Source organism: Enterobacter hormaechei ATCC 49162 (genome assembly GCF_001875655.1).
Taxonomy (GTDB): domain Bacteria; phylum Pseudomonadota; class Gammaproteobacteria; order Enterobacterales; family Enterobacteriaceae; genus Enterobacter; species Enterobacter hormaechei.
In genome coordinates this window covers 2,485,106-2,512,062 of record NZ_MKEQ01000001.1, presented here as the reverse complement: position 1 = coordinate 2,512,062, position 26,957 = coordinate 2,485,106, and the positions used below count along the sequence as shown (strand labels likewise).

Genomic DNA, 26,957 nt, shown 5'->3' with positions numbered 1-26,957 from the left:
AACCCTGACGAAAAACAGCCAATCGTCAAAATTGACGTGTCGAAAGGGCAGGGGATGTGACATGGCTTGAATTTCCGTCACGTAAAAAACAATTCGGCTGGAGCCGACGGCAGAATGGTTCAGACTTAACATAATTCCCTGACGGAAGCATGCGATGAAACCGGCGATTCTGGTGGTTGATGATGATGTCGCAGTCTGCGAACTGCTACAGGATGTGCTCAGCGAGCACGTCTTTACCGTGCTGACGTGTCACACCGGTCAGGACGCGGTAAACCGTGTCCAGCAGGATCCCGGAATTGCGCTGGTCCTGCTGGACATGATGTTGCCGGATATCAACGGATTACAGGTTTTGCTGCAACTGCAAAAGCAGCGACCATCGCTACCGGTAGTGATGCTGACGGGGCTGGGAAGTGAATCAGATGTGGTCGTCGGGCTGGAAATGGGCGCTGATGATTACATCGGAAAACCGTTCAATCCGCGCGTGGTGGTCGCCCGCGTTAAGGCGGTGCTACGTCGTACCGGCGCACTGGACGCGGAGCCTGCCGCGCCGCGCGTTGAAGGTATTGCCTTTAACGGCTGGACGCTGGATACCACCCGCTGCGAGCTAAGCGATCCGCAGCGTAACACCGTGCCGTTAACCCAGGGCGAATACGGCCTGCTGCTGGCATTAACGCAAAACGCCCGCCGGGTACTGAGCCGTGAACAGCTGCTGGAGCTGACCCACAGCGAAAGCGCCGAAGTCTTTGACCGCACGATCGACGTGTTGATCATGCGGCTGCGGCGAAAAATTGAGGTCAATCCGCACCAGCCTCTGTTGATCAAAACCATTCGTGGTCTGGGCTATGTTTTTGCCGCAGACGTTTCCCATCATGAGAAAGCCGCCTGACCGTTCTCCTGAATAAACGCCTGAAGCTCGGCCAGCGTTTTCGCGCCGTCAATTGCATTGGCCGCCAGCAGGCTGGCCCGCGCGCAGGCGTGCGCCAGATAAATACTCTCCGTCAGCGGCAGAGATTCGTGGCAGCCGTATAAAAAGCCCGCGCAAAACGCGTCGCCCGCGCCGACGCTGCCGATAATTTCGTTCTGCTCCAGCCTCCACGACGGAACCCATTGCCCTTCTTCACCTGGCGCTTCACCCCATGCCCCTTCCGGGCAGTGGATCACCACCCGCTGCCGCACGCCTGCCGCCAGCAGCTGTGCGGCAGCGTCGGCGATATGAGCCATGTTCAGCGCATCGTGGTCGTCGCGGATCTCAAGCCCGCTGAACTCACCGGCTTCCAGTTCGTTAATCACCAGATAATCAAGATGGCGCAGGGCAGGGAGCACCAGCGGCTGATAGCGCGGGTCGCCCTTGCGGGACACCAGATCGAGCGAGGTTTCATACCCCTGATCGCGCATCTGTGCCAGTAACCGCGCGCTACGGGTGCCAAACTCCTCATCCGGCATGTCCAGGCTGTCGAGCAGCAGCAGGTAGCCGAGATGGAAGATCTTCAGCGAGCCGTCTAAACGATCGAAGGCGGGAAGATCCAGCAGGCGGTTGGCGCCCGGCGAGTGGAAAAAGGTGCGCTGTCCGCTGGGGTCGGTCATCACCTGCGACATAGAGGTCGGGGCGAACGTCGTGCGCTGCACCCGCTGGCGGTTAACGTGATACTGGTCGAGCATCGCCAGAATATAGTCTCCGTCGCCGTCTTCCCCAATCAGCCCCACCGCCTGCAACGGCAGGCCGACGTGCATTTTCGCCAGCGTCAGCAGAACGTTGAGCGGCGCACCGCCGGTTGAGCGTTCGCTGTGGGTGATTTCCGCCAGCCAGCCGCGTTCCGGCCACTGTACGATCTGGTGAACATGATCCACCAGCATGTTGCCTGCGGCAATGATCCCTTTGCGTTCCATTATGCCTGCCCCGCGCTGCCGAAGATGCGCATCTGCTCCGCGACCGTATCGGTAATAGCCTCTTCAATGCCCAGCAGCAGTTCGGCAAACTCATCGTACAGCGGCTGGCGGTTCGCCATGCGCTGCTCGACGGCGGCGAGTGCGGCCTGCGACATGCCGGTGTAAAAATTGATTTTGTGAATACCCAGCTCGATGGCGCGGCGGAAATCAGCATCGCTGATGCCAGAGCCGCCGTGTAAAACCAGCGGCAGGCCCGTCTGCTGACGAATGGCGTCCAGCCGCGGGAAATCAAGCTTCGGCTCGCCCTTGTATTTGCCGTGCGCGTTGCCAATGGCGACCGCCAGCGCGTCGATACCGGTTGAGTCGACAAACTCGCGCGCCAGCTGTGGGTCGGTAAAGAACGCTTCGTCCGCATGCCCGTACAGCGCGCCGCCCTCATCCCCGCCGACCGCACCCAGCTCCGCCTCCACCGACACGCCCACCGCGTGGCACATCTTCACCACTTCCCGGGTTTGGCGGATGTTTTCCTCATAGCTCAGCGTCGAGCCGTCGAACATCACCGAGCTAAATCCTAAGCGCAGGGCGCGCACCACGGCTTCAAAATGCAGGCCGTGGTCGAGGTTCAGCACCACGGGAATATCGTGCCGGGCGGCTTCGAATTTCACCGCTTCTACCAGCGACTCCAGAGACACGTACTTAAAATGCACTTCCGCGATGTTGATGATAAACGGCGAGCGTTCCTGCTTTGCGGCGGCAAACAGCGCGCGGAGAAAATGGGAGTCGAGCACGTTGAACGCGCCCAGGGCGTAGCGGTGTTCCCTGGCGTGTGCCAGACCGTCGGCAAGAGAAATCAGTGGCATCGTTCACTCCTTATATTCGAAAGAGGGTGTACTCGTTGCACAGCACCAGCACCGCCGGTTCGTCTTCTTCGATGTCGTTATAGCGGGCAATGGGCTGTAAAAAGTGGTTGTCGTGCTCATCGTCATTCACCGACGACACTTCGCCCACCAGCACGTCGCCAAAGCCGCGTTCGCCCCAGAAGCTGTGGTACAGGCCGGGCGTCAGGCAGATACTTTCCCCTGGCGTGAGGCGCAGCTGGCTGCCGGGTGCGTGGGTTTGCCGACAGCCGTCAACGGTAACGGTCACGTCGGTGTTTTCGGTCTCTTCATGCGCGCCCGCATTCCATAACTCAATAATCAGATTCCCGCCGCCCCGGTTAATGATGTCTTCCCGCTTGCGCCAGTGGAAATGCATCGGCGTCACCTGGCCGTCGCGAACGTGCATGATTTTTTCGGCATAGCACTTTTCATAAGGCACGCCATTGGGGGAGCCGTTGCGCAGGGTGAACAGCGTTAGCCCCTGTGCGGCAAAATTGTTACCGCTAAACGCCGTCACGTCCCAGCCAAGCCTGAGGTCAAACACCTCCTGCCATGCGGCCTGGTCAAGCTGCTGCCATTTTGTGGGCGGAAAGCTGGCAAACGGAGGGAGATGCACGTCGTGCATCGAAAAAAATTGCCGCGTGTGGCCGAGGATTTCATTGATGTCGGAGCGTTTCATGGGGACTCCTTAAGTTACGTGCAAAATGTACCCCTCACCCCAGCCCTCTCCCCAAAGGGGAGAGGGTGTAATCGTTCCCTCTCCCCTGGGGGGAGAGGGTTAGGGTGAGGGATGTTATTTAACCGTCCACCCCTTATACGTGCCGACGTTCTTTTTATCGATCATCGTCACCGGGATCAGCACAGGCTCTTTCGGCGCGGGTTTGCCTTGAAGAATGTCATAGCCGATCTCCACCGCCTTCGCCGCCATCACCTGCGGATCCTGCGCCGGGGTCGCCACAAACAGGGAGTTTTCGCGCTTCAGCGCCTCTTCACCGTCCGGGGAACCGTCCACGCCGACAATAAAGAACTCGTTGCGCTGGGCCTGTTTCGCCGCCAGATCGGCGCCGATCGCCGTCGGATCGTTAATCGCGAATACGCCGTCGATCTTCGGATTGGCCGCCAGCAGGGAGGTCATCACTTCCAGCCCGCCTTCACGGCTGCCTTTGGCGTTCTGGTTATCCGAGAGCACCTTGATGTCCGGATGGCGTTTAAACTCGGTCTGACAGCCTTCGACACGGTTTTGCACCGCAGAGACCGGCGGTCCGTTGATGATCACCACGTTGCCTTTACCTTTCAGGCGGTCGGTAATGTACTTACAGGCCATTTCCCCCGCCTGGGTGTTATCGGAGGTGATGGTCGCATCGGCCCCTTCCGCCGCTACATCCACCGCGACGACCACGATCCCCGCCTCTTTAGCGCGCTTCACCGCCGGGCCGATCCCTTTGGAATCCGCGGCGTTGAGGATGATCATGTCCACTTTCGCGGCAATGAAGTTATCAATCTGCGACACCTGCTGGCCCAGATCGTACCCGCTGGAGACCAGCGTCACCTTGACGTTATCGCCCGCCAGCTTGCGCGCTTCCAGCTCGGCACCTTTGGTGATCTGCACGAAGAACGGGTTAGCCAGGTCGCCCACCGTCACGCCGATGGACTTCAGATCTTTTGCCTGCGCAAACGGGGTTGCGGCCAGCAGCGCGCCAGCACAGAGCGCGGTCACTAAGAGCTTCAATCTCATGCTGTATTCCTCACGTAGGGTGTTGTTGTTATGCACTTTGATGGTGTCGGGTACGGTATTTGTCGATCAGCACCGCAATGATGATCACCGCCCCTTTGATCACCAGTTGCCAGAAGTAGGAGACGCCCATCAGCGTCATGCCGTTGTTGAGGGTGGCGATGATCAATGCCCCGACCAGCGTGCCGGTGATCGTGCCGATCCCGCCGACGAAGCTGGTGCCGCCGAGGATCACCGCCGCAATCGCATCCAGCTCGTAACCCGTGCCGAGGTTGCCGTTGGCGCTGTAGAGGCGCGAGGCGCTCATCACCCCACCTAAGCCGGAGAGCAGGCCGCTCATGCCGTAGACAAACAGCAGCACCAGCCAGACCTTGATGCCGGTTAAGCGTGCCGCCTGCATATTGCCGCCGACCGCGTAGATATGAACGCCGAGGGTGGTGCGACGCAGAATAAACCAGCACACCACAATCACCGCCAGAGCGATCACCACCAGCCACGGTACGGGGCCAAGATAGTTATTGCCGATCCACTCGAAGCTGATGTTGGAGTTAATCACCGTGGTGCCGTCCGCCAGCAGGTAGGCCGCGCCGCGCAGCGCCGTATAGGTGCCGAGCGTGACGATAAACGGCGGCAGCCCGGCGAAGGCCACCAGCGCGCCGTTGAACAGGCCCAGCACCATGCCGAGCATCAGCGCCGCCGGAATGGAGAGCATGGCAAATTCAGGAATGAGCGACACCACCATCGCCGCCACCGCCGTGGTGCCCAGAATCGAGCCAACGGAGAGGTCAATCCCGCCGGTTAAGATGATGAAGGTCATCCCGGCCGCCAGTACGATGTTGATTGACGCCTGTCGGGTAATGTTGAGCAGGTTGCTTTCGGTGAAGAAGTTGGGGGCGATAAAGCCAAATACCGCCACAATCAGGATTAAAATCGGCAAAATGCCGATCGTTTGCATCAGATCGCTCATCAGCATTTTTTTGGCGGAGGCGGATTTCGCCACCTGCTGCGGATGGGTTGGAGTTGTCATGATTGCACCGCCTGATGATGTGTGTCGTTCACGCCGGTTGCCAGCGTCATAATGTTTTCCTGAGAGATGTCGCGCCCGTGAAGCTCGCCCGCAATACTGCCTTCCCGCATCACGTACACCCGGTCGCTCATCCCCACCACTTCCGGCAGCTCGCTGGAGATCATCAGAATCGCCACGCCCTTGCGCGCCATCTGGTTCATGATGCGGTAGATCTCGCTTTTCGCGCCGACGTCCACGCCGCGCGTCGGCTCGTCCAGAATCAGAATGCGCGGGCCAATCGCCACCCAGCGGGAGATCAGCAGCTTTTGCTGGTTGCCGCCCGAAAGTCCGCCCGCCCGTACCTGAGAATGGGGCACGCGGATGTTGAGCAGGGCGATGGCGTCATCGGAAATGGACTGCGCTTTTTTGCGGTTCAGCCAGCCGAAGGTGGCGTCGCGCTCCAGCGTCGCCATGGTGATGTTCTCCTGCGCCGCCAGCTCCAGAAACAGCCCCTGCTCCTTGCGGTTCTCGGTAAGAAAACCAATGCCGTTTTCAATGGCCGCGCGCGGGGAGTGGATCACCACCGGTTCGCCGTCCACCTCAATCATGCCGCCGGTGGCTTTGCGCACGCCGAAAATCAGCTGCGCCAGCTCGGAACGCCCGGCCCCGACCAGCCCTGCCAGCCCGACGATTTCGCCGGAGCGCACCTGCAAACTGCACGGCTGTACTTTTTTGCCATCCGTGAGGTGGTGCACGTTAAGACGCGGGCTGCCGAGCGGAATATCGCGCTCTTTGTTAAACAGATCGCTTAACGGACGGCCCACCATCATGCGCACCAGTTCTGACGCATTGAGCTTATCGCGCGTCAGGCTGCCGACGTATTGCCCGTCGCGCAGCACGCTGACGCGGTCAGAGAGTTCATACACTTCCGCCATGCGGTGGCTGATGTAGATAATCGCCATCCCTTCATCGCGCAGGCGCAAAATCAGTTCGAACAGGCGGTGGGTTTCGCGGGAGGAGAGGGCGGCGGTGGGTTCGTCCATCACCAGAATGCGGCTGTTGCGGTGCAACGCGCGGGCGATTTCCACCTGCTGCTGTTCGGCGATGGTCAGCTTCATGACCAGGTCGGTGGCGCTGAACTGCGCGCCGAGACGATCAATCACCGCCTGCGCCTGGGCGGCCATCTCTTTGCGCTGCACCAGCCCGCCGCGCGACAGCTCGCTGCCAAGAAAAATGTTTTCCGCCACGGTCAGGTTCGGAGCAAGCTGCATCTCCTGGTAAATCAGGGTAATACCTGCGGCCAGCGCATCTTTCGGGCCTTTGATGTGAAACGGCTGACCGTCGATGAGGATCTCGCCGCTGCTGGCGGTATACGCGCCTGCGAGGATCTTCATCAGCGTGCTTTTCCCGGCGCCGTTTTCTCCCATCAGCGCGTGGATCTCACCGGGGAAAACCGTCAAATCCACACCCTTGAGCGCGTGGAAATTGCCAAAGGTTTTGGCAATGTGGCGCATCTCTAAAACCGGGGTTCTGCTCATGGCGGATCTCCTGTGAATGTCGATATCTGCACTTCATCACAGGCGCGTAAATGCAAAATGTCAGAAGCTGTTCATATTTGTCATAGTTATGAATAGCGAATGTGGATCACAGTTACGGAGTCAACATGTCTTCACGCCCCCCGTTCTTCACCAGCGCCCGCGGTCGCCTGCTGATATTTAACCTGCTGGTGGTGGCGGTAACGCTGATGGTCAGCGGCGTGGCGGTGCTCGGCTTTCGTCACGCCAGCCAGATCCAGGAGCAGGTGCAGCGGCAAACGCTGGATGACATGACCGGCAGCATGAACCTCGCCCGTGATACCGCGAATGTGGCAACGGCGGCGGTGCGGCTGTCGCAGGTGGTCGGTGCACTGGAGTACAAAGGCGAAGCCGAACGGCTAAAACAGACGCAGATGGCGCTGCGCCACTCGCTGGAGCAGCTTGCCGATGCGCCGCTGGCACAGCTGGAGCCAGCGCTGGTGGCGCGTATTATTCGCAGGAGCAATGAGTTACAGCAGAGCGTGACGGGCATGCTGGAACGCGGGCAAAAGCGGCATCTGGAGCGTAACGCGCTACTCAGCGCGCTGTATCAAAGCCAAAGCTATCTGCGTCATTTGCAGGATATCAACCGCCGTTACGCGAGCAATGTGCCAGATGCCAGGCAGCTTGCAGAGATGGACAGGCTAATCGTTGCCGCTATCGATACCCCTTCACCGCGCGCCACGGTGCAGCAGCTGGATGCAGTAACCGCGGGGTTACCCGCGAGCGCCCTGCAACCGGTGGTCAACCAGGTGCTTCCGGATTTTAATGATGAGCTGCGCAAGCTCGCGCCACTGTCGAAGCAGCTGGAGGAGAGCGATCTGTCCATCAGCTGGTATATGTTCCACATCAAGGCGCTGGTGGCGATATTAAACCGCGACATTAATCAGTATGTCGAACAGGTGGCACAGGCCTCCCGGCTGCGTACCGGCCAAAGCCACCAGGAGCTGCGGTCCATCAGCGTGTTTATCAGCGTTTTCGCGGTGCTGGCGCTGATCATCACCGGCTGTGCCTGCTGGTATATTTACCGTAATCTTGGCTCCAACCTGACGGCTATCTCAAGGGCAATGTCGCGTCTCGCTCACGGCGAGCAGGATGTGTCGGTGCCCGCGCTACAGCGGCGTGATGAGCTGGGGGAACTGGCGCGCGCGTTTAACGTTTTTGCCCGCAACACCGCCTCGCTTGAACACACCACGCGCCTGCTGAAACAGAAAACCACACAGATGGAGATCGACCGCATCGAACGTCAGGGGCTGGAGGAGGCGCTACTGCACAGCCAGAAAATGAAGGCGGTAGGGCAACTGACGGGCGGGCTGGCGCATGATTTTAATAACCTGCTGGCGGTGATTATCGGCAGTCTGGAGCTGACCGATTCATCATCACCGGACGCGCCGCGCATCACCCGTGCGTTAAAAGCCGCGGAACGCGGCGCCATGCTCACCCAGCGCCTGCTGGCTTTCTCGCGCAAGCAGGCCCTGCATCCACATGCGGTAGAGATGAAGCCGCTGCTGGAGAACCTGAGCGAGCTGATGCGGCACTCGCTTCCCGCCACGCTGACGCTGGATATTGAAGCGCAAACCCCGGCATGGCCCGCATGGATCGACGTCAGCCAGCTGGAAAACGCCATTATCAACCTGGTAATGAACGCGCGCGATGCAATGGAGGGGCAGAACGGTGTGATTAAAATCCGCACCTGGAACCAGCGCGTGACCCGCAGCGACGGGCGAAGACAGGATATGGTCGCGCTGGAGGTGATTGACCACGGCTGCGGGATGTCGCAGGAGGTGAAATCGCAGGTCTTTGAACCGTTCTTCACCACCAAACAGACCGGCAGCGGCAGCGGGTTAGGGCTGTCGATGGTGTACGGCTTTGTGCGCCAGTCGGGTGGTCGCGTTGAGATCGAAAGCGCGCCAGGGCAGGGAACCACCGTGCGGCTCCAGCTGCCGCGCTCGACGCTGCCCGCGTTCTCCGATGATGCTGTGCTGGCGACCACGGCCCCGGCAGAAAGTGAGCTGCTTGTGCTGGTTCTGGAAGATGAGGCGGGTGTGCGTCAGACCCTGTGCGAGCAACTGCACCAGCTTGGCTACCTGACGCTTGAAGCCGAAAACGGCGAGCAGGCGCTAAACATGCTGGACGCATCGCCGGATATCGGCATGTTTATCAGCGACCTGATGTTGCCGGGCGGCCTGAGCGGTGCGGAGGTCATCGACCATGTGCGCAGCCACTATCCGCAGTTGCCGGTTCTGCTGATCAGCGGGCAGGATTTACGTCCGGCGCATAACCCGCAGCTGCCGGAGGTTCAGTTACTGCGAAAGCCGTTCACCCGCGCACAGCTGGCGCAGGCGCTGCGTAAGGTGATGGTAATTTGAGATTCCTCCGCTACTCCAGCGAACAGCCATTCATTACTTTAAGACCAGTTCACCTGCGAGTCTGGCCTTATGAAACGTTACTCTACCGCTCTGTTATTGGGTCTGCTGACTTTAACCAGCCAACTGGCGCATGCCGATGTGATTGATGATGCCATTGGCAATATTCAGCAGGCGATCAACGACGCCTATAACCCCGGCAGCAGCCGTAATGACGATGACGACGATCGTTACGATCGCAGCCGTCAAACCGACAGTCGACAGTACGACGATCGTCGTCGGCAGTTAGAAGATCGACGCCAGCGTTTAGACGAGCGTCAGCGCCAGCTGGATGACGATCGTCGTCGCTTAGAAGAGGATGAGCGCCGGTTAGAGGACGATTACGATCGGTAGTTAACTCCGGTATCGCAACGCACAGGCCGGGTAAGGCGTAGCCGCCACCCGGCAAAACCTAATCCAGCACCAGTACCATCCCGTCATAGCCCGCTTCAATGCCGGACGGCAGCGGGTTATCCATCATCCACGCGTCAAACTGATGGCTGATGTGCGTCAGGATCACCTGCGGACAGCCAATCACCTTATTCAGCGCAATCACCGTATTCAAATCACAATGGTTGCGCGGGGTCTCCGGGCGTGGTTCATGGCTACAGTCGATAATCATCGCCTGCGGCTGGTTGTTAAGCAGAAACGTCACCGTTTTATCCGGTAGCCCGGCGGTATCAGAAAGCCACGCGACGCGGCTGTGGGCGGACTCCAGCAGATAGCCGAAGGTCAGTTTTGAATGGTTGAGCGGCAGCGGCGTAACCCGCAAGCCCTGAAGTTCAAACATCACGAACGGCTCGACCGTGTGGCTGAAATCCAGAAGACCCGGATGTTTGAACAGGTCGTCACAGCCTGCGTCGTCCGGCGGACCGTAAACCGGAATGGTCGCCCCCACGCCCCAGCGCAGGGGGAACAGCCCCTGAACGTGATCCATATGATAATGGGTGAGCAAAAACTGCCTGAAACTCCCCGCGGGCCAGTCGTCCATCAGGTGGGGAATACCCGCGTCCAGCAAGGTGACCGCATCGTTGAATTTGACCGCCGCGCTACAGGGGCGACGGCGATAATTTTCCTGCAAACGTGCCCGTCGGCACGCCGCGCAGTCGCAGCCAAACACCGGCACCAGTTGCGCCCCTCCGGTTCCCGTCAGCGTGATCGTCAGACTCATAACGCACCTCTACAGCGGTTTGGTGAAGCGAAAATGGCTCTGCGTATACCCTTCACGGACATAAAAACGGTGTGCGTCCACGCGCTTCACGCTGGTGGACAGTTCGGTCAGCTCAGCGCCTGCCTGACGCGCGATCTCCTCTGCCCAGGCCAGCAGCTGGCTACCCACTTTCAATCCGCGCGCCTGCGGCATCACCACCAGCTCCTGGATCTCGCCGATCCAGCGGGCGTGGTGCAGGTGAAACTGCATATGCAGGCCGATCATACCGATGATCTGCCCGTCCAGCTCGGCCAGCTGGTAGCGCATATTGTGATCCTGCAAGTTGGCCAGATATCCGGCGTGAAACGCCTGATGATCGAACTCTGCCTGCTTAAGTTCGCAGATCAGAGCGTAAACGATCGGCGCATCGTCGGCGGTGGCGGGGCGAAGCTGGCAGTCAGGCATGCTGTTTCTCCTTCTGGCGAATAAGCGATAAAAAGGTCTCGACTGACTGTAGCAAACTTCCGTCGTTATTGAGGACGTGACAACCCGACGGGGTGTAGCGCGCCGCGCGTTCCAGGCGCTGGTCGATCTCGCGCGCGTTTTCGCGCCCCCGCGTTTGCAGCCTGCTACGCAGAACGTCCGGAGAAACCTGCAAACAGACCGGGAGCAGCGCCGCTTCGTACCGGGCGCGAGCCTGGGGGAGATGCGCCCGCGAGCCGTTAACCAGCACGTCGAACCCCGCGTGCAGCCAGAGGTCGATCTCAATGCCGACGCCATAGTAGTAGCCGTTGGCATGCCAGCTTAGCGCCAGCAGGTTTTGTCCGGCGCGGGTAAAAAACTCCTGCTCGCTCAGGGCGATATGGTTCTCACTCCCGGCGTTGGCATCGCGCGTGATATAGCGGTGCGCCACCAGCAGCTGTGAATGTTCCCGCTGCCGTAACGCCGACAGCAGGCTGTCCTTCCCGGAGCCGGACGGGCCCATTAACCAGATGAGTCTTCCCATCAGAACACCCTTTTTCCCTGACGCCAGACGTGGTCGATATGCACGTGCTCGCCCTTACGGTGCGCCAGCACCAGATCGGCCCGTTTCCCCTCGGCAATTTCACCGCGATCGTGAAGATTAAGCGCGGAGGCCGGGTTTTTCGTCACCAGACGGATCGCCTGCGGCAGCGTGAAGCGGTTGCCTTCGTCGTCCGCCACCCGGAACGCCGCATCCAGAAGGCTGGCAGGGTAGTAGTCGGACGAAAGGATATCCAGCAGGCCGAGGGAGGCGAGCTTGCTTGCCGCCACGTTGCCGGAGTGCGACCCGCCGCGCACGATGTTCGGCGCCCCCATCAGCACGTTCATGCCATGCTGGCGGGATGCCTCTGCCGCCTCGAACGTGGTGGGAAATTCGGCGATCACGCTGCCAAGCTGGTGGGATTCACGAACATGGTCGTGCGTGGCGTCATCATGGCTGGCCAGGGCAATGTTGCGGTCACGGCACATCGCGGCAATGGAGAGGCGATTCGGCTGCGACCACCGCGCCGCAAGCTGAAGCTGTTCTTCCTCGTAGCGCGCCATCTCGGCATCGTTGAGCGCGTATTTGCCCTGATAGTATTCACGATACTTTTCAATGTTGGCGAACTGGCGCTGCCCCGGCGAGTGGTCCATCAGGGAGACCAGCGAGACCGGCTCGCGGCCGACCAGCTTTTCAAACAGCGGCAGGGTGGTGTGGTGCGGCAGCTCGCAGCGCAGGTGCAGACGGTGCTCGGCGCGGTTGAGACCGCGCTTTTGCGTCTCCTCCACGGCGTTGATCATCTTCTCCAGGTTCTCAAGACGGTCGCCGCCGTCCCGCACGTCGCCGATCGCCACCGCGTCCAGCACCGTAGTAATGCCGCTGGCGACCATCAGCGCGTCGTGGCTGCTCATGGCTGAATGCGCGGGCCAGTCGACCTTCGGGCGCGGGGTGAAGAATTTATCGAGATTATCGGTATGCAACTCAATCAGCCCCGGCAGCAGCCAGCCGCCTTCGCCGTCCATCGCTTCCGGTGAGCGGCTCTGGGTTTCGGCAAAGGCGCGGATGACGCCGTCCTGGATCTCGATTGAGCCGCCAACCACCTCGTTTTCCAGCACCAGCCTGACGTTATTGATAATCATACGTGTGTCCCCATCGGGTGCAGTCTGTCTGCCACGCGGCTGCGTACGGTTTCGTCGTGGAAGATCCCGACGATCGCTGCGCCGCGCGCTTTGGCCTGTTCGATCAGATCCATCACCGCTGCGCTGTTTTTACTGTCGAGCGAGGCGGTGGGTTCATCCAGGAGTAAAATCGGGTAGTCGACGATAAACCCGCGGGCGATGTTGACGCGCTGCTGTTCGCCGCCGGAAAAGGTCGACGGGGCGAGGTGCCACAGACGCTCCGGTACGTTGAGGCGCGTCAGCAGGCTGGCGGCTTTAGCGGCGCAGGTTTCGCGCGGTACGCCGAGATCCAGCAGGGGCTGCATGACCACGTCCAGGGCGGAGATCCGCGGGATCACCCGCAGGAACTGGCTGACCCAACCGATCGTTGTACGGCGCACTTCCAGCACCTTGCGCGCTGGAGCCTGCACCAGATCAACCCATTCATTGTTATGGCGAATATGGATATGGCCTTCGTCCGGCAGATAGTTGGCATACAGGGAGCGCAGCAGGGTGGATTTCCCGCTGCCGGAGTGGCCGTGCAGCACCACGCATTCGCCCTGATTCACCTCTAACGAGGCGTTTTGCAATACCGACAGGCGTACGCCGTTTTGCTGGTGGAGCACAAAGGTCTTACTGACATTTTCAACGTGGATCATTTTGGCCTCGTGGGTTTGGGTTGCCGGGTGGCGCTTCGCTTACCCGGCCTACGAATAGCGCACCTGTAGGCCGGGTAAGGCGGAGCCGCCACCCGGCAAAGAAGCATCAGTTCTGCAATACGGACGACACCAGCAACTGGGTATACGGATGATGCGGGTCGTCGAGCACGCGGTCGGTCAGCCCACTTTCCACCACCTGACCCTGCTTCATTACCAGCAGGCGGTCCGCCAGCAGGCGCGCAACGCCTAAATCATGGGTGACAATCACCACCGCAAGGTTCAGCTCCACCACCAGGCCGCGCAGCAGGTCGAGCAGGCGCGCTTGCACGGAGACGTCCAGCCCGCCGGTCGGTTCATCCATAAACACCAGCTTCGGATGGGTAACGAGATTGCGGGCAATCTGTAAACGCTGCTGCATACCGCCGGAGAAGGTGGTGGGCAGGTCGTCAATGCGCGAGGCGGGGATTTCAACTTCTTCCAGCCAGTGCTGGGCGGTGGCGCGGATGTTGCCGTAGTGCCGCGCGCCGGTGGCCATCAGGCGTTCGCCTATGTTGCCTCCCGCAGAGACGTGGCGACGCAGGCCGTCCATCGGATGCTGGTGCACCACGCCCCACTCGGTGCGCAGCAGGCGGCGGCGTTCGGCTTCGCTCATGCCATACAGCGACACGCCCTCATACAAAATGTCGCCGTTCTGCGGCGTCAGGCGCGCGGAGATGGACTTCAGCAGGGTGGTTTTTCCGGAGCCGGACTCGCCGACAATGCCCAGCACTTCGCCCGGCCACAGTTCGAACGACACGTCGCTGAAGCCTTTTCCCGGCGCATAAAGGTGAGTCAGGTTATTAACTGAAAGCAGCGGTTTCATTGGCTGTTCGCCTCGCTCTGTTGGCGGCAGTAATCGGTGTCGGAGCAGACAAACATCCGTTTGCCCGTGTCGTCCAGCACCACTTCATCCAGATAGCTGTGCTTCGAGCCACAGATGGCGCACGGCTCGTCCCACTCCTGCACCGTAAACGGGTGATCGTCGAAATCGAGGCTCTCCACACGGGTATACGGCGGGACGGCGTAGATGCGTTTTTCACGTCCGGCGCCAAAGAGTTGCAGGGCGGGCATCATGTCCATCTTCGGGTTATCGAATTTCGGGATCGGCGACGGATCCATTACGTAGCGCCCGTTGACCTTCACCGGGTAGGCGTAGGTGGTGGCGATATGGCCGAAGCGGGCGATGTCCTCATACAGTTTGACCTGCATGATCCCGTACTCTTCCAGGGCGTGCATGGTGCGGGTTTCGGTTTCGCGCGGCTCGATAAAGCGCAGCGGCTCCGGGATCGGCACCTGGAAAATCAAAATCTGATCTTCCGTCAGCGGGGTTTCCGGGATGCGGTGACGGGTCTGGATCAGCGTCGCGTCTTCGGTTTTCTCGGTGGTGTTGACGCCCGTCACGCGCTTGAAGAAGTTGCGGATCGACACGGCGTTGGTGGTGTCGTCCGCGCCCTGGTCAATGACCTTCAGCACGTCCGCTTCGCCAATCACGCTGGCGGTGATCTGAATGCCGCCGGTGCCCCAGCCGTAGGGCATTGGCATTTCACGACCACCAAACGGCACCTGATAGCCCGGAATAGCCACCGCTTTTAAGATGGCGCGGCGGATCATGCGTTTGGTTTGCTCGTCCAGATAGGCAAAGTTGTAGCCGCTTAAGTTAGCCATTAGCGCGCTCCCGTTGCAGGCGTTTCAGCAGTTCCAGTTCAGCCTGGAAATCGACGTAGTGGGGCAGCTTGAGGTGCGAGACAAAGCCCGCGGCCTCGACGTTATCCGCGTGGGCCAGCACGAACTCTTCGTCCTGTGCCGGGCCGGAGACTGGCTCGCCGTAGTCCGGTGCCTGGAGCGCGCGGTCAACCAGTGCCATCGCCATCGCCTTGCGCTCGCTCAGGCCGTACACCAGCCCGTAGCCGCGGGTAAAGTGCGGATCTTCATTCTCTGGCGCGACAAACCCGTTAACCATTTCACACTCTGTCATCAAGAGTTCGCCGACGTTTACCGCAAAACCCAGCTCTTCCGGCACGATTTCAACGTCGATATAGCCGCTGCGGATCTCCGCCGCGAACGGGTGGTTGCGCCCGTAGCCGCGCTGGGTGGAGTAGGCGAGTGCCAGAAGATAGCCTTCGTCGCCGCGCATCAGCTGTTGCAGGCGGGACGAGCGCGAACAGGGATAGACCGGCGGCGTGCGGGTGATGTCATCCGGTGTGCTGCCGGTGTCCTCTTCCGCCTTCGCCAGCCCCTGGTTGGCCAGCAGGCTAAAGACGTGCGGAGAGGCGTCGTGTTCGGCGTCTGAAGTGTTGAGCTGCGGCGCTTCACCGTTCGCCAGCAGAGTGAAGTCCAGCAGGCGATGGGTGTAGTCGTAGGTTGGGCCAAGCAGCTGGCCGCCGGGGATGTCTTTATAAACCGCAGAAATACGGCGCTCTAATCGCATTTCCGCCGTGTTCACCGGCTCGCTCACCGCCAGCTTCGCCAGCGTAGTGCGGTAAGCGCGCAGCAGGAAGATGGCTTCCACGTTATCGCCGCTGGCCTGCTTCAGCGCCAGCGCCGCCAGCTCGCGGTCCGCGATGCCGCCTTCGGTCATCACGCGGTCGACGGCCAGGTTTAACTGCTGTTCAATCTGGGCGACGCTTAGCTCGGGAAGGGCGTCATCCCCCCGACGTCTGTGCTCCTGCAAGGCATGGGCGGCGGCGATCGCCTTCTCGCCCCCTTTGACGGCAACGTACATCAGCACACCTCCACGTGAGTGGTCCGCGGGATTGCCAGCAGGCGTTCGCCGCAGGTCAGGATCAGGTCGATACCGAGCGGGAACGGATGCGGACGCTCGGTCAGCTCATGAATGATGCACTCCGGCAGCTGGGGCGCGACCATCCGCTCGTCGGCGATGCCAGCCCCCGTCAGGCGCAACATGCGGCCACCGCTCAGGCTGGAGACTTGCAGGATCAGCGTGGCGCTGGTTTCCGGTGCGACGGCGCTGCCTTCGCTCAGGGCGTTAAGCTGTTCATGGCTGATCTGCTCGTCGGCCACGGCGAAGACCGCCTGTTGGGGCTGTTCGACCAGCGGCGCGTTGGTGTGAAAGCGCAGGTTCTGGCTGGCGATATCGTTCAGCAATGCGTCTGACAGCCACACCGGGGTGTCGTTATCGGCCAGGGTAAGCAGCACGCTGGTGGTCGCCAGGTTTAGCGGCAGCCAGCCCTGTGAAAGCTGATGCAGGGAGACAATCACGCCCGGCTCGCTCATGGCTTTCAGCAGGCGACGGAAACTCTGTTGGGCATCCTGGACGGCCAGGGTAAAAGCAGGTTGAAGCGTCATGCGTTGTCTCCGCGAACGAGCGTAAAGAAATCGACCCGGCTGGTATTCACTTCGGCCTGACGCGCGGCAAGGCGTGCGGCGCGGTCAGCTTCCAGCGGGGCAATAAGGGTTTCCATTAACGTCTGAAAATGTGGCGGTTCCTGTAAAAGCGCGTCGATCGCTGCGCAGCGCTCGGCGTGCGCTTTGTCGCGGCCCAGCACGTAGCCGTAGCCTAGCGTGCCGCTGTTCAGGCGGATCACCGCGCGGGTGAGGGTGGCATCGCCCGCGAAGAAGCGCTCGCCGGTGCCGCCCATGCGTGCCTGGATCTGTACCAGGCCGATCTCCGGCGCGCGGATCGTGTCGTAGTCTGGCGTCAGGCCGAGCGCGTTCATGCGCTCACGTAGCGCAGCAGGCTGGCTGTGCGCCAGCACGCGCATCCAGCGCTGACGAGTGGCTGTGTCGAAGTGCATTCAGTGCTCCATGGTAAATTCAATCATGTCGGCGCGGGTCAGGCTGACGGAGTATTCCGTTGCGTTGACGTCGCCGTCACGGTGGTTGAGGGTGCGTACGCAGAGCAGCGGGGCCATGTTGGGAATTTCCAGCACCTTGCTCTCTTTTGCCTGCGCGCGGCGGGCGCTGATGCGCGTCTGGGTGCGTTTGAGCGCGATGCCCGTCGCGTCCTGAAGAAAATCATGCAGGGAACCGCTGGCGAAATGTTGCAGCACGGGCCAGAGGGTGAGGTCCGCGAAGTAGTGGTCGATCTGACAAACCGCCACGCCGTTCACCCGGCGCAACGTGCGCAGGTGTACCACGTTGTCGCCCTCCTGAATCCCCAGCGCGTCCGCCACGTGGCGGGAGGCCGGGCGCAATACCGAGAGCAGCTTTTCGCTGGTGGGATGGCTACCCTGATCGAGCAGGTTCTGGCTAAAACGCGCCTGAGCGTTGAGCGGGTAGTCGAACGGGCGCATCAGCACCAGCACGCCGACGCCCTGACGGCGCTGGACCCAGCCGCGCTCAACCAGCTGGTCAATGGCGCGTCGCAGGGTGTGGCGGTTCACTTCGTACCGGTCGGCAAGCTGCTGTTCGGCAGGCAGGTAGTCGCCGCAGCGGTAGTGCGTGCGCAGCTCCACTTCGAGCTTTGCCGCAATCTCTTGCCAGCGGGTAGGGTAACTGGTCGGATGTCTGGATAAGTGCATACAAATCAAAGCCTCGCTTCTCAGATGAAGTGCTTACGCAAACGTTGAGAGAGGAAATCCAGCAGGCTGACGGTGATGATGATGAGCACCATCAGTGCGCAGGTTTGCTGGAACTGGAAACCGCGAATCGCTTCCCACAGGGTGACGCCAATCCCGCCTGCGCCGACCATGCCGACCACGGTGGCGGAGCGAACGTTAGACTCAAAGCGGTACAGGGAGTAGGAGATCAACAGCGGCATCACCTGCGGCAGGACGCCGTAGAGGATCTCTTCGATTTTGTTGGCGCCCGTTGCGCGGATGCCTTCCACCGGGCCAGGCTCGATGGCCTCAACCGCTTCGGAGAGTAGCTTGGAGAGCACGCCGGTGGTGTGGATGAACAGCGCCATCACGCCCGCGAACGGACCCAGGCCGACGGCGACCACGAACAGCATGGCGAACACCATCTCGTTGATGGCGCGGCAGGCGTCCATCAGGCGACGCATCGGCTGGTAAACCCACCACGGTACGATGTTTTCGGCGCTCATCAGGCCAAACGGAATGGAGAGAACGACAGCAAGGGCGGTGCCCCAGACGGCAATTTGCAGAGTGATCGCCATTTCGCTGAGGTAATCCGGCCACTGGCTGAAGTCCGGCGGGAAGAAGTCGGCGGCGAAGGTCGCCATGTTGCCGGAATCTTTGACGAGCAGCAGCGGATCCATTTCCGCGCCTTTCCAGGAGATGACCAGCACCGCCAGCAGGATGGCCCAGCTTATGAGCGAGAACCAGCTGCGCTTTGGCGGCGGGAGGGTGATGGTTTGCATGTTTTACTCCGTGGCTCTTTGTGTGCCGGATGGCGCTACGCTTATCCGGCCTACGATCTGTTCTCCCTCTCCCTGTGGGAGAGGGCCGGGGTGAGGGCATCAGCGTGCGCATTTCCCCCTCACCCTAACCCTCTCCCTCAAGGGAGAGGGGACTTAAGTTACTGCACCGCTTTGTTCACGCTGGTCATGGCGCCCAGCGCGGCGGTCAGGCGGTCGAGATCGTCCAGCTGCGCCTGAATTTCCGACACTTTGCTGGTCTTCTCTTCTTCCTTCAGACCTTTGTTGTCCTTCACGCCCTGCATCTGCTTAAACAGCGCCAGCTGGCGAATCGGCACCAGCTGCAAATCGCTGGATGCGCGGAACGGTGCCCAGCCCAGACGCGTCAGAACCGCTTTCTCTTCCGGCGTTTTGCCGTAGTTCATAAAGAAGTCGTAGACCTTGTCCTTGGTGCTCTCGGAGAGATTTTTACGCCACACGATTGGGTCGCCCGGGATCAGCGGCGATTTCCAGATCACCTTGATTTCCTTGAGCTTGTCCGGCGCGGAGGTCTTCAGCTTATCGAGGTTTTCGGTGTTGTTGGTGGCAACATCCACCTGCTTATTCGCCACGGCCAGGGCGTTGGTTTCGTGACTGGCGTTGACCGTGCGTTTGAAGTCGCTGGCGGAGGCGTTGTTTTTCGCGAAGACGTAGTACCCCGGTACAAGGAAGCCAGACGTAGAATTCGGATCGCCATTACCAAAGGTCAACTCTTTGCGTCTGGAGAGCATGTCGTTGAGGTTGTTGATCGGGCTGTCTTTGTTAACGATCAGTACGCTCCAGTAGCCCGGGGAGCCGTCTGCCGCAACGGTCTGGGCAAAGACCTGGCCGTTGGCACGATCCACTGCTTCCATCGCAGAGAGGTTACCGTACCAGGCGATGTCCACTTTGTTGAAGCGCATTCCCTGGATGATGCCCGCGTAGTCCGGGGCGAAGAAGGCGTTCACTTTGATCCCCAGTTTGGTTTCCATATCTTTCAGGAACGGTTCCCACTGCGGCTTCAGGTTTTGCTGTGATTCCGTTGAAATAATGCCAAAGTTCAGCGCTTTTTCCTGCTCCTCGGCGTGGGCCGGGCTTAACAGCGTGCTGATGCTGAACATGCTGGTGAAGGCCAGCGCGGCAACGGCTTTGTAGTTCATGTCCATTCCTCGTTATGGGGACGTTAAGCAGCCTGCGCGCGTTCTTCGACGCGGTTTACGCTGCGGTAGAGATGATCAAAACGTTCGTTATCAAACTGGTGGCTTGCGCCATCAAAGAACACATGGCCCTGACGCAGGGCGACGATGCGCTCGCAGTAGCGCAGGGCGTAATCTACCTGGTGCAGCGTCACTACCACGGTGATGCCGTCGTTCTGGTTGATGTCGCGCAGGGTTTCCATCACGATGCGGGCGGACTCAGGATCCAGCGAGGCGATAGGTTCGTCGGCCAGAATGATTTTGGCTTTCTGCATCAGGGCGCGGGCGATGGCGACACGCTGCTGCTGTCCGCCGGACAGCGTGGAGACGCGCTGGTGGGCAAAATGCGCCATGCCGACGCGGGTCAGCGCCTGTAAGGCTTCCTGCTTCTGGGATGGGGAGAACCAGCGCAGGCAGGTGCGCCAGAACGGGGTGCTGCCGAGCGCGCCAATCAGCACGTTCTCGAGCACGGTCAGGCGGTTCACCAGGTTGAACTGCTGAAAGATATAGCCCGTCTGAGCGCGGCTTTTGCGAATATCGCTCGCCAGACGGCCCGCGTGTTGCACGGTGTTACCCAGCAGTTCGACGCGGCTTTCCGGCGTTTTGTCGCAGGTAATCAGGCCGCTTAAGTGACGAAGAAGGGTGGATTTACCTGAACCAGACGGCCCCAACAGCGCCACCATTTCGCCCTGCTGGACGGTCAGATCAACGGCATGCAGCGCCTTGTTGTGATGGAAGGTTTTGCTCAGTTTCTCGACGCGAATGACAGTTTGCATGTGCCGGGCCTCACGATAAATGTGGCCTCATGCTGGCGCATCAATATGACATTCAGGTTAAGTGTTGGTTGCGGGAGTTTGAAGAGTTGAGGTGAGTTTGATGACAATCACCGTAGGCCCGGTCAGCGCAGCGCCACCGGGCGCTGTTGCCGGATGCGCTGCGCTTATCCGGCCTACGATTTAACGACGTTAATCATCCACGGCACACCGTATTTGTCGGTGACTTTACCGAATCCGTGAGCCCAGAAAGTCTCCTGCCAGGCCATTTCGATATTGCCGCCATCAGAGAGGTTGTCGAACCAGCGTTTGCCTTCATTCACGTCCTGTGTGTCGAGCACTAGCGTGAAGCCTGCGTATTGCGCGCTGCTGCCGGGCGGCAGACCGTCGCTCATCATGATATCGCTGCCGGCAATGCGGACGTTCGAATGGGCGATGGCGGAATCCGGGAAGTTCATGCCTGACGGACAGCCTTCTTCACTGTTGTCGTCTTTAGGCATTTCGCCGAAGGTGATTTTGTAGAGGAGTTCTGCGCCGACGGCCTGCTGATAGAAGGCGGTAGCCTGCGCACAGTTGCCAGCGAAAGAGATATAAGGACTTAACGGCATAATCTTTACCTCACGTAAGAAAAGCCCGTTAAGTGTAGTTCCCGGACGCCCGGTAAGCGAAGCGTCACCGGGCGGGTCAATCAGTTCTTTTTCACGAACTCAGATTTCAGTTTCATCGGACCGAAGCCGTCAATTTTGCAGTCGATATTATGATCGCCTTCAACCAGACGGATATTTTTGACTTTCGTGCCGATCTTCAGCATGGAGGAGCTGCCTTTTACTTTCAGATCTTTCACAACGGTAACGCTGTCGCCGTCTGCCAGCAGGTTGCCGTTCGCGTCTTTCACGATCAGCGTATCGCTGTCCTGCGCAGGCTCCGCATCGTTCCATTCATGGGCGCATTCCGGGCAAACGAACATGCCATTGTCTTCATAAGTGTATTCAGAATTGCATTTCGGGCAGTGTGGAAGTTGCATGTTGGTATCCTCAAAAGTGTTAACACGCTGGAAAACGCCAGCTAAATGACGGCAGTGTGCCGAAAAAGGCAGCGAGTATAACGCAAATCCCCACATTTGTCGGTGATATTGTTTTATAAAAATAGCGCATAAAAGCGCAAGCGATGACACGAACGGTCAGTGAATTAAGGAAGGGTTGTGCCCTGAACGGCAGCGATCGTCATCATGTTAAATGTATCGAATATTTTATTACCGCAAATTGCTACGCTGTGCCATTTCGGATAAGGTGAAGGAACAAGCCGTTATTTATCTATCCCCTCTGATGCTATACATCTTTTGGTGCCAGGGAATACCTCTCTTTTTTGGTGGGTAAATAACGATGATATATCCTGATGTTTCCTGAAAATGCGTTTTGTCTATTCACTTTTGGCTTTCTGGCCAGGGGTTGTTTTACACGCATTACGAGGGCGGTTGTTAAATTCTCATTAGCTTCAATCAGTTGTATTAAATGAACATGTTTTCCATACGTGATCATATGAGCCTGAAAAGTATAATTAAAACATCGTGGCTTAATAAAAGTAATAAATTTGCGTTAAGGGAAGGCTTTTATCATGCACACACAGACCATATTTGAATTAAGCCAGGAAGCTGAACGTTTGTTACAGCTCGCACTGAACAATCTTGATTCATTAAAATCGATGCCGATTGCAAAGCTGGATAGCACAGCCGCTGCCATGAGCGGCGTTAATAACAACGTTTTGCCATTACATTTTAGCGCGCGGGGAGTCGATGCTCAGCAGGCGATGCTGAATAACGAATTACGCAAAATAACCCGGCTCGAAATGGTACTGGCGATTGTGGGTACCATGAAAGCGGGAAAATCGACCACCATTAATGCGATTGTGGGCACTGAAGTGCTGCCGAACCGCAATCGTCCGATGACGGCGCTTCCCACGCTGATCCGCCATACGCCGGGCCAGAAGGAGCCGGTGCTGCATTTTTTGCACGTTGCGCCCATTGATACCCTGATTGCCCAGTTGCAAAAAAAACTGTGCGAAAAAGATCGCGGTAAGCTGGCGCGGCGACTGGAAATAGACAAGGACATGACTACGCTGCTGGAGCGCATCGAAAGAGGTGAGGCGTTTGAAAAACATCACCTGGGCGCGGAGCCCATCTTTCATTGTCTGAAAAGCCTGAACGATCTGGTGCGGCTTTCTCAGGCGCTGGGCGTGGAGTTTCCATTCTCTGAGTATGCCGCGATTGAACATATTCCGGTGATTGAGGTGGAGTTTGTGCATCTCGCCGGTCTGGACGCGCACCTGGGGCAACTGACGCTGCTCGACACGCCGGGGCCGAACGAGGCAGGGCAGCCGCACCTGCAAAAAATGCTCAGCGAGCAGCTGGCGCGCGCCTCCGCCGTGCTGGCGGTAATGGACTATACCCAGCTTAAATCTATTTCTGATGCGGAGGTTCGTCAGGCAATTTCGGCGGCGGGGAAATCCGTGCCGCTTTACGCCCTGGTCAATAAATTCGATCAGAAAGATCGTAACAGCGACGATGAAGAGCAGGTGCGGGCGATGATTTCCGGCACGCTGATGAAAGGGAATATTTCGCCGGGGCAAATTTATCCGGTCTCTTCCATGTGGGCTTATCTGGCAAACCGCGCCCGCTATGAGATGAACGTCCATGGGCGGCTTCCCGATCATCAGGATCAGCGTTGGGTACAGGATTTTGCCGAGGCCGCGCTGGGTCGCCGCTGGCGAACGGCCGACCTGGACGATATTGACCATATTCGCCATGCGGCAGATCTGCTGTGGGAGGATTCGCTGTTCGAACAGCCCATCCGCAAACTGATTTACGCGGCTTACGCCAACGCTTCGCTGTTCGCTCTGCGGTCGGCATCACATAAGCTGCTGAACTATGCGCAAAATGCCAGAGAATACCTGGATTTTCGCCATCAGGGACTGACGGTCGCTTTTGATGAGCTGGAACTGAATATTGCGCGTCTGGAAGAGGATATGACGATGCTGCGTCAGCGGCAAAGCGTGGTGAGCGATGAGGTTCAACATGAAGTTGAAGAGGCGCTCAACGCAACGGACGCATTCCTGCTTCGCCAGAAAGGTGAACTTCACCAGGCGCTGGGCGACATTTTCAGCCGTCCGTTTATTCTTGATTTAGCAGGGCGCGAGCCATCCAGTTTGCGTACAGACGACGCGGATGCGATCCAGCAGTTGGTGCTTGACGATGAAGGGCAGGCGCAGATTGTCCTGAGCAAGATCCGATCGTCATGCGAACAGATTTTGCTGAGTGCGCAGAGCAGAATTGGCCGGGAGCTGGCGTTACGTTTCGATCAACTGGAGTCTACGCTCGCCCGATCGTTGAATGAGGCGATGCGCCCCATCGAGACGCGAATCAAGGAACAGCTTAGTCATGCCGGATTACGGGCGCGGATTAGCTTCCCGGCGTTCCAGGCAAACCAGCTTAATTTCAATACCCGCAGTTTATTTAATGATGCCATTGTGCAGGACACTCCTCCTGCCAGTCAGCCAGCAGGGGCGGGCAGCGTACGTGATACCGTCTCGCGCTGGCTCAATAATCCTGGCTGGGGCTGGGAAGAGTATGTGGTGACGCGCACACGCTATGTCATCGACATCGCTCAGCTTCATGGCAAATTTACGCAACATACCGATCAGTTTTGCGATCAAATTCGTAAAGCTTTGGCCGCGCAGGTCGATGTCTCTGTTACGGCAGGTATGGCAACGTTCTTTGCAGAGTTTTCGTTATGCCTGACCGGGTTACAGGAAAGCTTGCGTGATAGCCTTGCCGTGCGGCAGCAGAATGAGCATTCAACCCGGGCGCTTAGCCAGTTGTTGAAGCAAAGTATGACCACTGCGGCGTGGATTCAGGAAGATACCCGACTGTTACGCGATGATATTCAAACCTTATTCGCGGCAGAGCAACCATGACAACACAGCTACTGGACGGTCCCGGGCGGACGCTGGAGTGTATTCATCCAAAATTTATGGTCGATTTGGTCCAGGGGGCGGATGCTGCACGTCACTCCCTCCTGGGGCCACAGCAGCTGCAATTTCGTGAGCGTTTGACGCAGGAGATCATTACGCAGACCCGGCTGCGGCCGTGGGCAATGGCGGGAATGCTCAACGAAAATGCAGCGCTACGGCTGGGTCTGGCGGAGAAACTGGCCGGGATGCTTGACCCCGGACATCTTGCGCTGACCCGTATGACCGATAAGCTGGTAGCCCTGCGCCAGCAGGTTAACCCACGCATCCCACACCCTCCCGGATTATTGCAACAGTACGAGGCGCTCTCCGTGCATTTCAACCAGCGTGCCGCTTATAAAGAGAAAGCGCTCGCGCAGCGCGGCCTTACGGTGCAGGCGGGTGAGCACAGCGAGCAAATTTTTACCCGCTGGCGAGCCGGGCAGTATGACGGCTGGTCGCTGGCTGGCCGCTGCTTTATTGCGCTGGAAGAGTTGCGCTGGGGCGCTTTTGGCGATGCCTGTCGTCTGGCGAACAGTGACGTCGCGGCCATGCTGAAAGACAATCTGCGCAGCATGGCCGCAAACTATCTGGCACAGGGGATTAATGCTTCTCCCACGACCCGGCATTTTTATCATCAGTGGCTGACGACGCCCTCCTCTCCCGGTCTGATTGATTATAAAGATATGCTGGGCTGGCTGGGGGACTGGTGTCAGGCGGATAAACATCCGGTGAGCTGGTCAGTGACGCAGAGCTGGCAAACGGTCGCGCTGGGGATGCCGAGGCTCTGTTCGGCAAAACGGCTGGTAGATGGCATGGTGGAAGAGATGTTTGGTGCGTGATTGCCCCCTCGTTTTAAGGAGGGGGCGAACAGGTTAGTGGTGCATTTCGACCGCTTCAGGTTCTGTCCGGGACTCAGGCACATGCCCAAAGCGTCTGGCGTACAGTGCCGTGATGATGGGGACCAGAATTGCCGTCACAATCACGCTGGCGGCAACCAGAGCCGTAGCGGAAGCGGCCACGGGTTCAAAGGCCGGGTTAATCTGGGCGATAATCACCGGGTTGGCTACCGCAGCACCTGCGGCCGAAGAGGCGGCTACACCCGCGGTTCCGTTGCCGCCCCCGATGACGCGGTCTGCAATAATCAGCGGAATACCCGTGATGACGATGACGGCAACACCCAGCACAATACCCAGCAGGCCGGTTTCCAGAATCACGTTCAGGTTGATGGTATTGCCCAGCGCGAAGCCGAAGAACGGGATCAGTACCGGGGTGGCTTTGCTGAAGAAATCGCGCAGATCGTGATCGAGATTGCCCAGCGCAAAACCAATCAGGAACGGCAGGATCGCCCCGACAAAGTGGTGCGGTTCAAAGGAGGCAAGGCCAGCAGACCCCAGAATCAACATGGTCATCAGCGGACCCGACTCCAGGGACATCAGCACGAATGCGCCTGATTCTTCTTTGGTGCCATATTGATTCATCAGGCTGGCATAGAGACCGCCGTTGGTCATATCCATTGCTGAGACTATGGCCAGAACGGATAATCCGGCGAAGAAACCGGTCTGAATTCCATTCTCCGGAATGAACATCGCGCAGATCATGGCAACAACCCAGGCGACCGCTATTTTGGTAATGACCAGCGTCCCTGATTTACGTAATACCGTACCTGTTGCACGCAAGTTAATAGACGCACCGATGCAAAAGAACCAGACTGCCAGAATCGGTACCGTTCCGGTAATCATACCTTTCGTAAAACCGCCAAAATAAGCACCGGTATTCGGGGCCAGCGTATTTAATATCGCACCAAGTACCAGCGGGACCAGCATCATCCCGCCAGGGATGCGTTCTATTGTAGCTTTAATTTTCATCATTAACCCTCACATCTCGCCCGCGTGGCTGGCGGAAATCTTAAAAATTAGATCAGCAAATTCAATGGATTGTCTTTTAACGTAACCAATAGATTCGTTACTTATGCTGTAAAGCGAAATTCTGACGTTCAGTTTTCCTTCATTTGAAAGCCGCTGGGATATCGTGTTCGGATTTATCATGCGATCTTTGGAATTGCGATTCAATGAAAATAAAACAGTGTTTTAGTTATCTTCGTCACATATTGAATGTAAACAGGATTTCTCACTGTTAATAATTAAATTTTGTGTAAATTCGGTGTGAAGAAATGTGATTCTTTTTTGTTTTGAGCGGA

At 58.6% G+C, this 26,957-nt stretch carries 28 protein-coding genes; 5 read left to right on the top strand and 23 right to left on the bottom strand.

Features of this window, described 5'->3' with window-relative positions:
- The first annotated feature begins 154 nt into the window (after window positions 1-154).
- A complete protein-coding gene (locus BH712_RS12575) occupies window positions 155-886 on the top strand; it encodes a response regulator (RefSeq protein WP_006810453.1) in 732 nt (243 codons plus the stop codon).
- On the opposite strand, the gene BH712_RS12570 is transcribed toward BH712_RS12575, so the two are convergent.
- The 6 genes from BH712_RS12570 to BH712_RS12545 all read right to left on the bottom strand — a co-directional run bounded on the left by BH712_RS12570 (window position 868) and on the right by BH712_RS12545 (window position 7,041).
- The gene (locus tag BH712_RS12570; protein WP_006810452.1) at window positions 868-1,887 is read right to left on the bottom strand and encodes a carbohydrate kinase family protein; all 1,020 of its coding nucleotides are present in this window, start codon (window positions 1,885-1,887) and stop codon (window positions 868-870) included. The two genes, BH712_RS12575 and BH712_RS12570, sit on opposite strands and share 19 nt — an antisense overlap.
- A complete protein-coding gene (locus BH712_RS12565) occupies window positions 1,887-2,747 on the bottom strand; it encodes a ketose 1,6-bisphosphate aldolase (protein ID WP_006810451.1) in 861 nt (286 codons plus the stop codon). Before BH712_RS12565 ends, BH712_RS12570 begins: the two co-directional genes overlap by 1 nt.
- Before the next feature lie 10 nt (window positions 2,748-2,757).
- Window positions 2,758-3,444, bottom strand: a complete 687-nt coding sequence (locus BH712_RS12560) for a D-lyxose/D-mannose isomerase (protein WP_006810450.1) — start codon at window positions 3,442-3,444, stop codon at window positions 2,758-2,760.
- A 114-nt stretch (window positions 3,445-3,558) separates the two neighbouring features.
- Complete coding sequence (locus tag BH712_RS12555; protein ID WP_006810449.1) at window positions 3,559-4,500, bottom strand: ABC transporter substrate-binding protein; 942 nt, start codon at window positions 4,498-4,500, stop codon at window positions 3,559-3,561.
- A gap of 28 nt (window positions 4,501-4,528) precedes the next feature.
- Window positions 4,529-5,524 (bottom strand): ABC transporter permease subunit, encoded by a 996-nt coding sequence (locus BH712_RS12550; protein WP_006810448.1) that lies wholly within the window; start codon window positions 5,522-5,524, stop codon window positions 4,529-4,531.
- Window positions 5,521-7,041, bottom strand: a complete 1,521-nt coding sequence (locus BH712_RS12545) for a sugar ABC transporter ATP-binding protein (protein ID WP_006810447.1) — start codon at window positions 7,039-7,041, stop codon at window positions 5,521-5,523. Before BH712_RS12545 ends, BH712_RS12550 begins: the two co-directional genes overlap by 4 nt.
- 125 nt (window positions 7,042-7,166) lie before the next feature.
- Here BH712_RS12545 and BH712_RS12540 point away from each other — a divergent pair, with 125 nt between their 5' ends.
- The gene (locus BH712_RS12540; protein ID WP_006810446.1) at window positions 7,167-9,446 is read left to right on the top strand and encodes an ATP-binding protein; all 2,280 of its coding nucleotides are present in this window, start codon (window positions 7,167-7,169) and stop codon (window positions 9,444-9,446) included.
- A 69-nt stretch (window positions 9,447-9,515) separates the two neighbouring features.
- Window positions 9,516-9,836, top strand: a complete 321-nt coding sequence (gene yjdP / locus BH712_RS12535; protein WP_006810445.1) for a DDRRRQL repeat protein YjdP — start codon at window positions 9,516-9,518, stop codon at window positions 9,834-9,836.
- Window positions 9,837-9,894: 58 nt separating this feature from the next.
- Here the strand turns inward: yjdP and phnP are convergent, their stop codons facing one another.
- The 16 genes from phnP to BH712_RS12455 form a co-directional block, all read right to left on the bottom strand.
- Entirely contained in the window at window positions 9,895-10,653 is a 759-nt protein-coding gene (gene phnP / locus BH712_RS12530) for a phosphonate metabolism protein PhnP (RefSeq protein WP_006810444.1), read from the bottom strand.
- Between the two features lie 9 nt (window positions 10,654-10,662).
- Window positions 10,663-11,097, bottom strand: a complete 435-nt coding sequence (phnO, locus tag BH712_RS12525) for an aminoalkylphosphonate N-acetyltransferase (protein WP_006810443.1) — start codon at window positions 11,095-11,097, stop codon at window positions 10,663-10,665.
- Entirely contained in the window at window positions 11,090-11,641 is a 552-nt protein-coding gene (gene phnN / locus BH712_RS12520) for a ribose 1,5-bisphosphokinase (RefSeq protein WP_032667876.1), read from the bottom strand. The genes phnO and phnN overlap by 8 nt, the downstream gene beginning before the upstream one ends.
- Window positions 11,638-12,774: an alpha-D-ribose 1-methylphosphonate 5-triphosphate diphosphatase gene (gene phnM, locus BH712_RS12515; RefSeq protein ID WP_006810441.1), complete on the bottom strand. Its 1,137-nt coding sequence runs from the start codon at window positions 12,772-12,774 to the stop codon at window positions 11,638-11,640. The genes phnN and phnM overlap by 4 nt, the downstream gene beginning before the upstream one ends.
- Window positions 12,771-13,451, bottom strand: a complete 681-nt coding sequence (phnL, locus tag BH712_RS12510) for a phosphonate C-P lyase system protein PhnL (RefSeq protein WP_006810440.1) — start codon at window positions 13,449-13,451, stop codon at window positions 12,771-12,773. Before phnL ends, phnM begins: the two co-directional genes overlap by 4 nt.
- A gap of 106 nt (window positions 13,452-13,557) precedes the next feature.
- On the bottom strand, window positions 13,558-14,313 hold the full coding sequence (gene phnK / locus BH712_RS12505; protein WP_006810439.1) for a phosphonate C-P lyase system protein PhnK: 756 nt from the start codon (window positions 14,311-14,313) through the stop codon (window positions 13,558-13,560).
- A complete protein-coding gene (gene phnJ, locus BH712_RS12500) occupies window positions 14,310-15,155 on the bottom strand; it encodes an alpha-D-ribose 1-methylphosphonate 5-phosphate C-P-lyase PhnJ (RefSeq protein WP_006810438.1) in 846 nt (281 codons plus the stop codon). The genes phnK and phnJ overlap by 4 nt, the downstream gene beginning before the upstream one ends.
- Entirely contained in the window at window positions 15,148-16,212 is a 1,065-nt protein-coding gene (locus BH712_RS12495; protein WP_006810437.1) for a carbon-phosphorus lyase complex subunit, read from the bottom strand. Before BH712_RS12495 ends, phnJ begins: the two co-directional genes overlap by 8 nt.
- Window positions 16,212-16,796 (bottom strand): phosphonate C-P lyase system protein PhnH, encoded by a 585-nt coding sequence (phnH, locus tag BH712_RS12490; protein WP_006810436.1) that lies wholly within the window; start codon window positions 16,794-16,796, stop codon window positions 16,212-16,214. Before phnH ends, BH712_RS12495 begins: the two co-directional genes overlap by 1 nt.
- Window positions 16,793-17,245 (bottom strand): phosphonate C-P lyase system protein PhnG, encoded by a 453-nt coding sequence (phnG, locus tag BH712_RS12485; RefSeq protein WP_006810435.1) that lies wholly within the window; start codon window positions 17,243-17,245, stop codon window positions 16,793-16,795. The genes phnH and phnG overlap by 4 nt, the downstream gene beginning before the upstream one ends.
- Entirely contained in the window at window positions 17,246-17,971 is a 726-nt protein-coding gene (gene phnF, locus BH712_RS12480) for a phosphonate metabolism transcriptional regulator PhnF (RefSeq protein WP_006810434.1), read from the bottom strand. It lies immediately after the preceding gene.
- Between the two features lie 20 nt (window positions 17,972-17,991).
- Window positions 17,992-18,771 (bottom strand): phosphonate ABC transporter, permease protein PhnE, encoded by a 780-nt coding sequence (gene phnE, locus BH712_RS12475; RefSeq protein WP_006810433.1) that lies wholly within the window; start codon window positions 18,769-18,771, stop codon window positions 17,992-17,994.
- 158 nt (window positions 18,772-18,929) lie between these two features.
- The gene (gene phnD / locus BH712_RS12470) at window positions 18,930-19,946 is read right to left on the bottom strand and encodes a phosphonate ABC transporter substrate-binding protein (RefSeq protein ID WP_032673702.1); all 1,017 of its coding nucleotides are present in this window, start codon (window positions 19,944-19,946) and stop codon (window positions 18,930-18,932) included.
- Between the two features lie 23 nt (window positions 19,947-19,969).
- Window positions 19,970-20,758 carry a phosphonate ABC transporter ATP-binding protein gene (gene phnC, locus BH712_RS12465; protein WP_003860210.1) on the bottom strand — a complete coding sequence of 263 codons (789 nt, stop codon included), beginning with the start codon at window positions 20,756-20,758 and terminating at the stop codon, window positions 19,970-19,972.
- A 173-nt stretch (window positions 20,759-20,931) separates the two neighbouring features.
- Complete coding sequence (gene yjdN / locus BH712_RS12460; RefSeq protein WP_006810431.1) at window positions 20,932-21,363, bottom strand: VOC family metalloprotein YjdN; 432 nt, start codon at window positions 21,361-21,363, stop codon at window positions 20,932-20,934.
- Between the two features lie 80 nt (window positions 21,364-21,443).
- Entirely contained in the window at window positions 21,444-21,779 is a 336-nt protein-coding gene (locus BH712_RS12455; protein ID WP_006810430.1) for a zinc ribbon domain-containing protein YjdM, read from the bottom strand.
- Between the two features lie 590 nt (window positions 21,780-22,369).
- Here BH712_RS12455 and crfC point away from each other — a divergent pair.
- Together crfC and BH712_RS12445 are read left to right on the top strand one after the other, a co-directional pair.
- Window positions 22,370-24,724 carry a clamp-binding protein CrfC gene (gene crfC / locus BH712_RS12450; RefSeq protein WP_006810429.1) on the top strand — a complete coding sequence of 785 codons (2,355 nt, stop codon included), beginning with the start codon at window positions 22,370-22,372 and terminating at the stop codon, window positions 24,722-24,724.
- Entirely contained in the window at window positions 24,721-25,599 is an 879-nt protein-coding gene (locus BH712_RS12445) for a diguanylate cyclase regulator RdcB family protein (protein WP_006810428.1), read from the top strand. The genes crfC and BH712_RS12445 overlap by 4 nt, the downstream gene beginning before the upstream one ends.
- Window positions 25,600-25,632: 33 nt before the next feature.
- Here the strand turns inward: BH712_RS12445 and kdgT are convergent, their stop codons facing one another.
- On the bottom strand, window positions 25,633-26,625 hold the full coding sequence (kdgT, locus tag BH712_RS12440) for a 2-keto-3-deoxygluconate transporter (protein WP_032673701.1): 993 nt from the start codon (window positions 26,623-26,625) through the stop codon (window positions 25,633-25,635).
- Window positions 26,626-26,957 lie beyond the last annotated feature (332 nt).

Excerpts from the sequence above, each read along its gene's own strand:
- phnJ (WP_006810438.1), bottom strand. The coding sequence starts at position 15,155 with ATGGCTAACTTAAGCGGCTACAACTTTGCCTATCTGGACGAGCAAACC.
- BH712_RS12455 (WP_006810430.1), bottom strand. The coding sequence starts at position 21,779 with ATGCAACTTCCACACTGCCCGAAATGCAATTCTGAATACACTTATGAA.
- yjdP (WP_006810445.1), top strand. The coding sequence starts at position 9,516 with ATGAAACGTTACTCTACCGCTCTGTTATTGGGTCTGCTGACTTTAACC.
- crfC (WP_006810429.1), top strand. The coding sequence starts at position 22,370 with ATGCACACACAGACCATATTTGAATTAAGCCAGGAAGCTGAACGTTTG.
- phnM (WP_006810441.1), bottom strand. The coding sequence starts at position 12,774 with ATGATTATCAATAACGTCAGGCTGGTGCTGGAAAACGAGGTGGTTGGC.
- BH712_RS12565 (WP_006810451.1), bottom strand. The coding sequence starts at position 2,747 with ATGCCACTGATTTCTCTTGCCGACGGTCTGGCACACGCCAGGGAACAC.
- BH712_RS12575 (WP_006810453.1), top strand. The coding sequence starts at position 155 with ATGAAACCGGCGATTCTGGTGGTTGATGATGATGTCGCAGTCTGCGAA.
- phnG (WP_006810435.1), bottom strand. The coding sequence starts at position 17,245 with ATGCACTTCGACACAGCCACTCGTCAGCGCTGGATGCGCGTGCTGGCG.
- yjdN (WP_006810431.1), bottom strand. The coding sequence starts at position 21,363 with ATGCCGTTAAGTCCTTATATCTCTTTCGCTGGCAACTGTGCGCAGGCT.
- phnH (WP_006810436.1), bottom strand. The coding sequence starts at position 16,796 with ATGACGCTTCAACCTGCTTTTACCCTGGCCGTCCAGGATGCCCAACAG.
- BH712_RS12495 (WP_006810437.1), bottom strand. The coding sequence starts at position 16,212 with ATGTACGTTGCCGTCAAAGGGGGCGAGAAGGCGATCGCCGCCGCCCAT.
- phnE (WP_006810433.1), bottom strand. The coding sequence starts at position 18,771 with ATGCAAACCATCACCCTCCCGCCGCCAAAGCGCAGCTGGTTCTCGCTC.
- BH712_RS12550 (WP_006810448.1), bottom strand. The coding sequence starts at position 5,524 with ATGACAACTCCAACCCATCCGCAGCAGGTGGCGAAATCCGCCTCCGCC.
- phnC (WP_003860210.1), bottom strand. The coding sequence starts at position 20,758 with ATGCAAACTGTCATTCGCGTCGAGAAACTGAGCAAAACCTTCCATCAC.
- phnO (WP_006810443.1), bottom strand. The coding sequence starts at position 11,097 with ATGCCTGACTGCCAGCTTCGCCCCGCCACCGCCGACGATGCGCCGATC.
- phnF (WP_006810434.1), bottom strand. The coding sequence starts at position 17,971 with ATGCACTTATCCAGACATCCGACCAGTTACCCTACCCGCTGGCAAGAG.
- BH712_RS12555 (WP_006810449.1), bottom strand. The coding sequence starts at position 4,500 with ATGAGATTGAAGCTCTTAGTGACCGCGCTCTGTGCTGGCGCGCTGCTG.
- kdgT (WP_032673701.1), bottom strand. The coding sequence starts at position 26,625 with ATGAAAATTAAAGCTACAATAGAACGCATCCCTGGCGGGATGATGCTG.
- BH712_RS12540 (WP_006810446.1), top strand. The coding sequence starts at position 7,167 with ATGTCTTCACGCCCCCCGTTCTTCACCAGCGCCCGCGGTCGCCTGCTG.
- BH712_RS12545 (WP_006810447.1), bottom strand. The coding sequence starts at position 7,041 with ATGAGCAGAACCCCGGTTTTAGAGATGCGCCACATTGCCAAAACCTTT.
- phnP (WP_006810444.1), bottom strand. The coding sequence starts at position 10,653 with ATGAGTCTGACGATCACGCTGACGGGAACCGGAGGGGCGCAACTGGTG.
- BH712_RS12570 (WP_006810452.1), bottom strand. The coding sequence starts at position 1,887 with ATGGAACGCAAAGGGATCATTGCCGCAGGCAACATGCTGGTGGATCAT.
- phnD (WP_032673702.1), bottom strand. The coding sequence starts at position 19,946 with ATGAACTACAAAGCCGTTGCCGCGCTGGCCTTCACCAGCATGTTCAGC.
- BH712_RS12560 (WP_006810450.1), bottom strand. The coding sequence starts at position 3,444 with ATGAAACGCTCCGACATCAATGAAATCCTCGGCCACACGCGGCAATTT.
- BH712_RS12445 (WP_006810428.1), top strand. The coding sequence starts at position 24,721 with ATGACAACACAGCTACTGGACGGTCCCGGGCGGACGCTGGAGTGTATT.
- phnK (WP_006810439.1), bottom strand. The coding sequence starts at position 14,313 with ATGAAACCGCTGCTTTCAGTTAATAACCTGACTCACCTTTATGCGCCG.
- phnL (WP_006810440.1), bottom strand. The coding sequence starts at position 13,451 with ATGATCCACGTTGAAAATGTCAGTAAGACCTTTGTGCTCCACCAGCAA.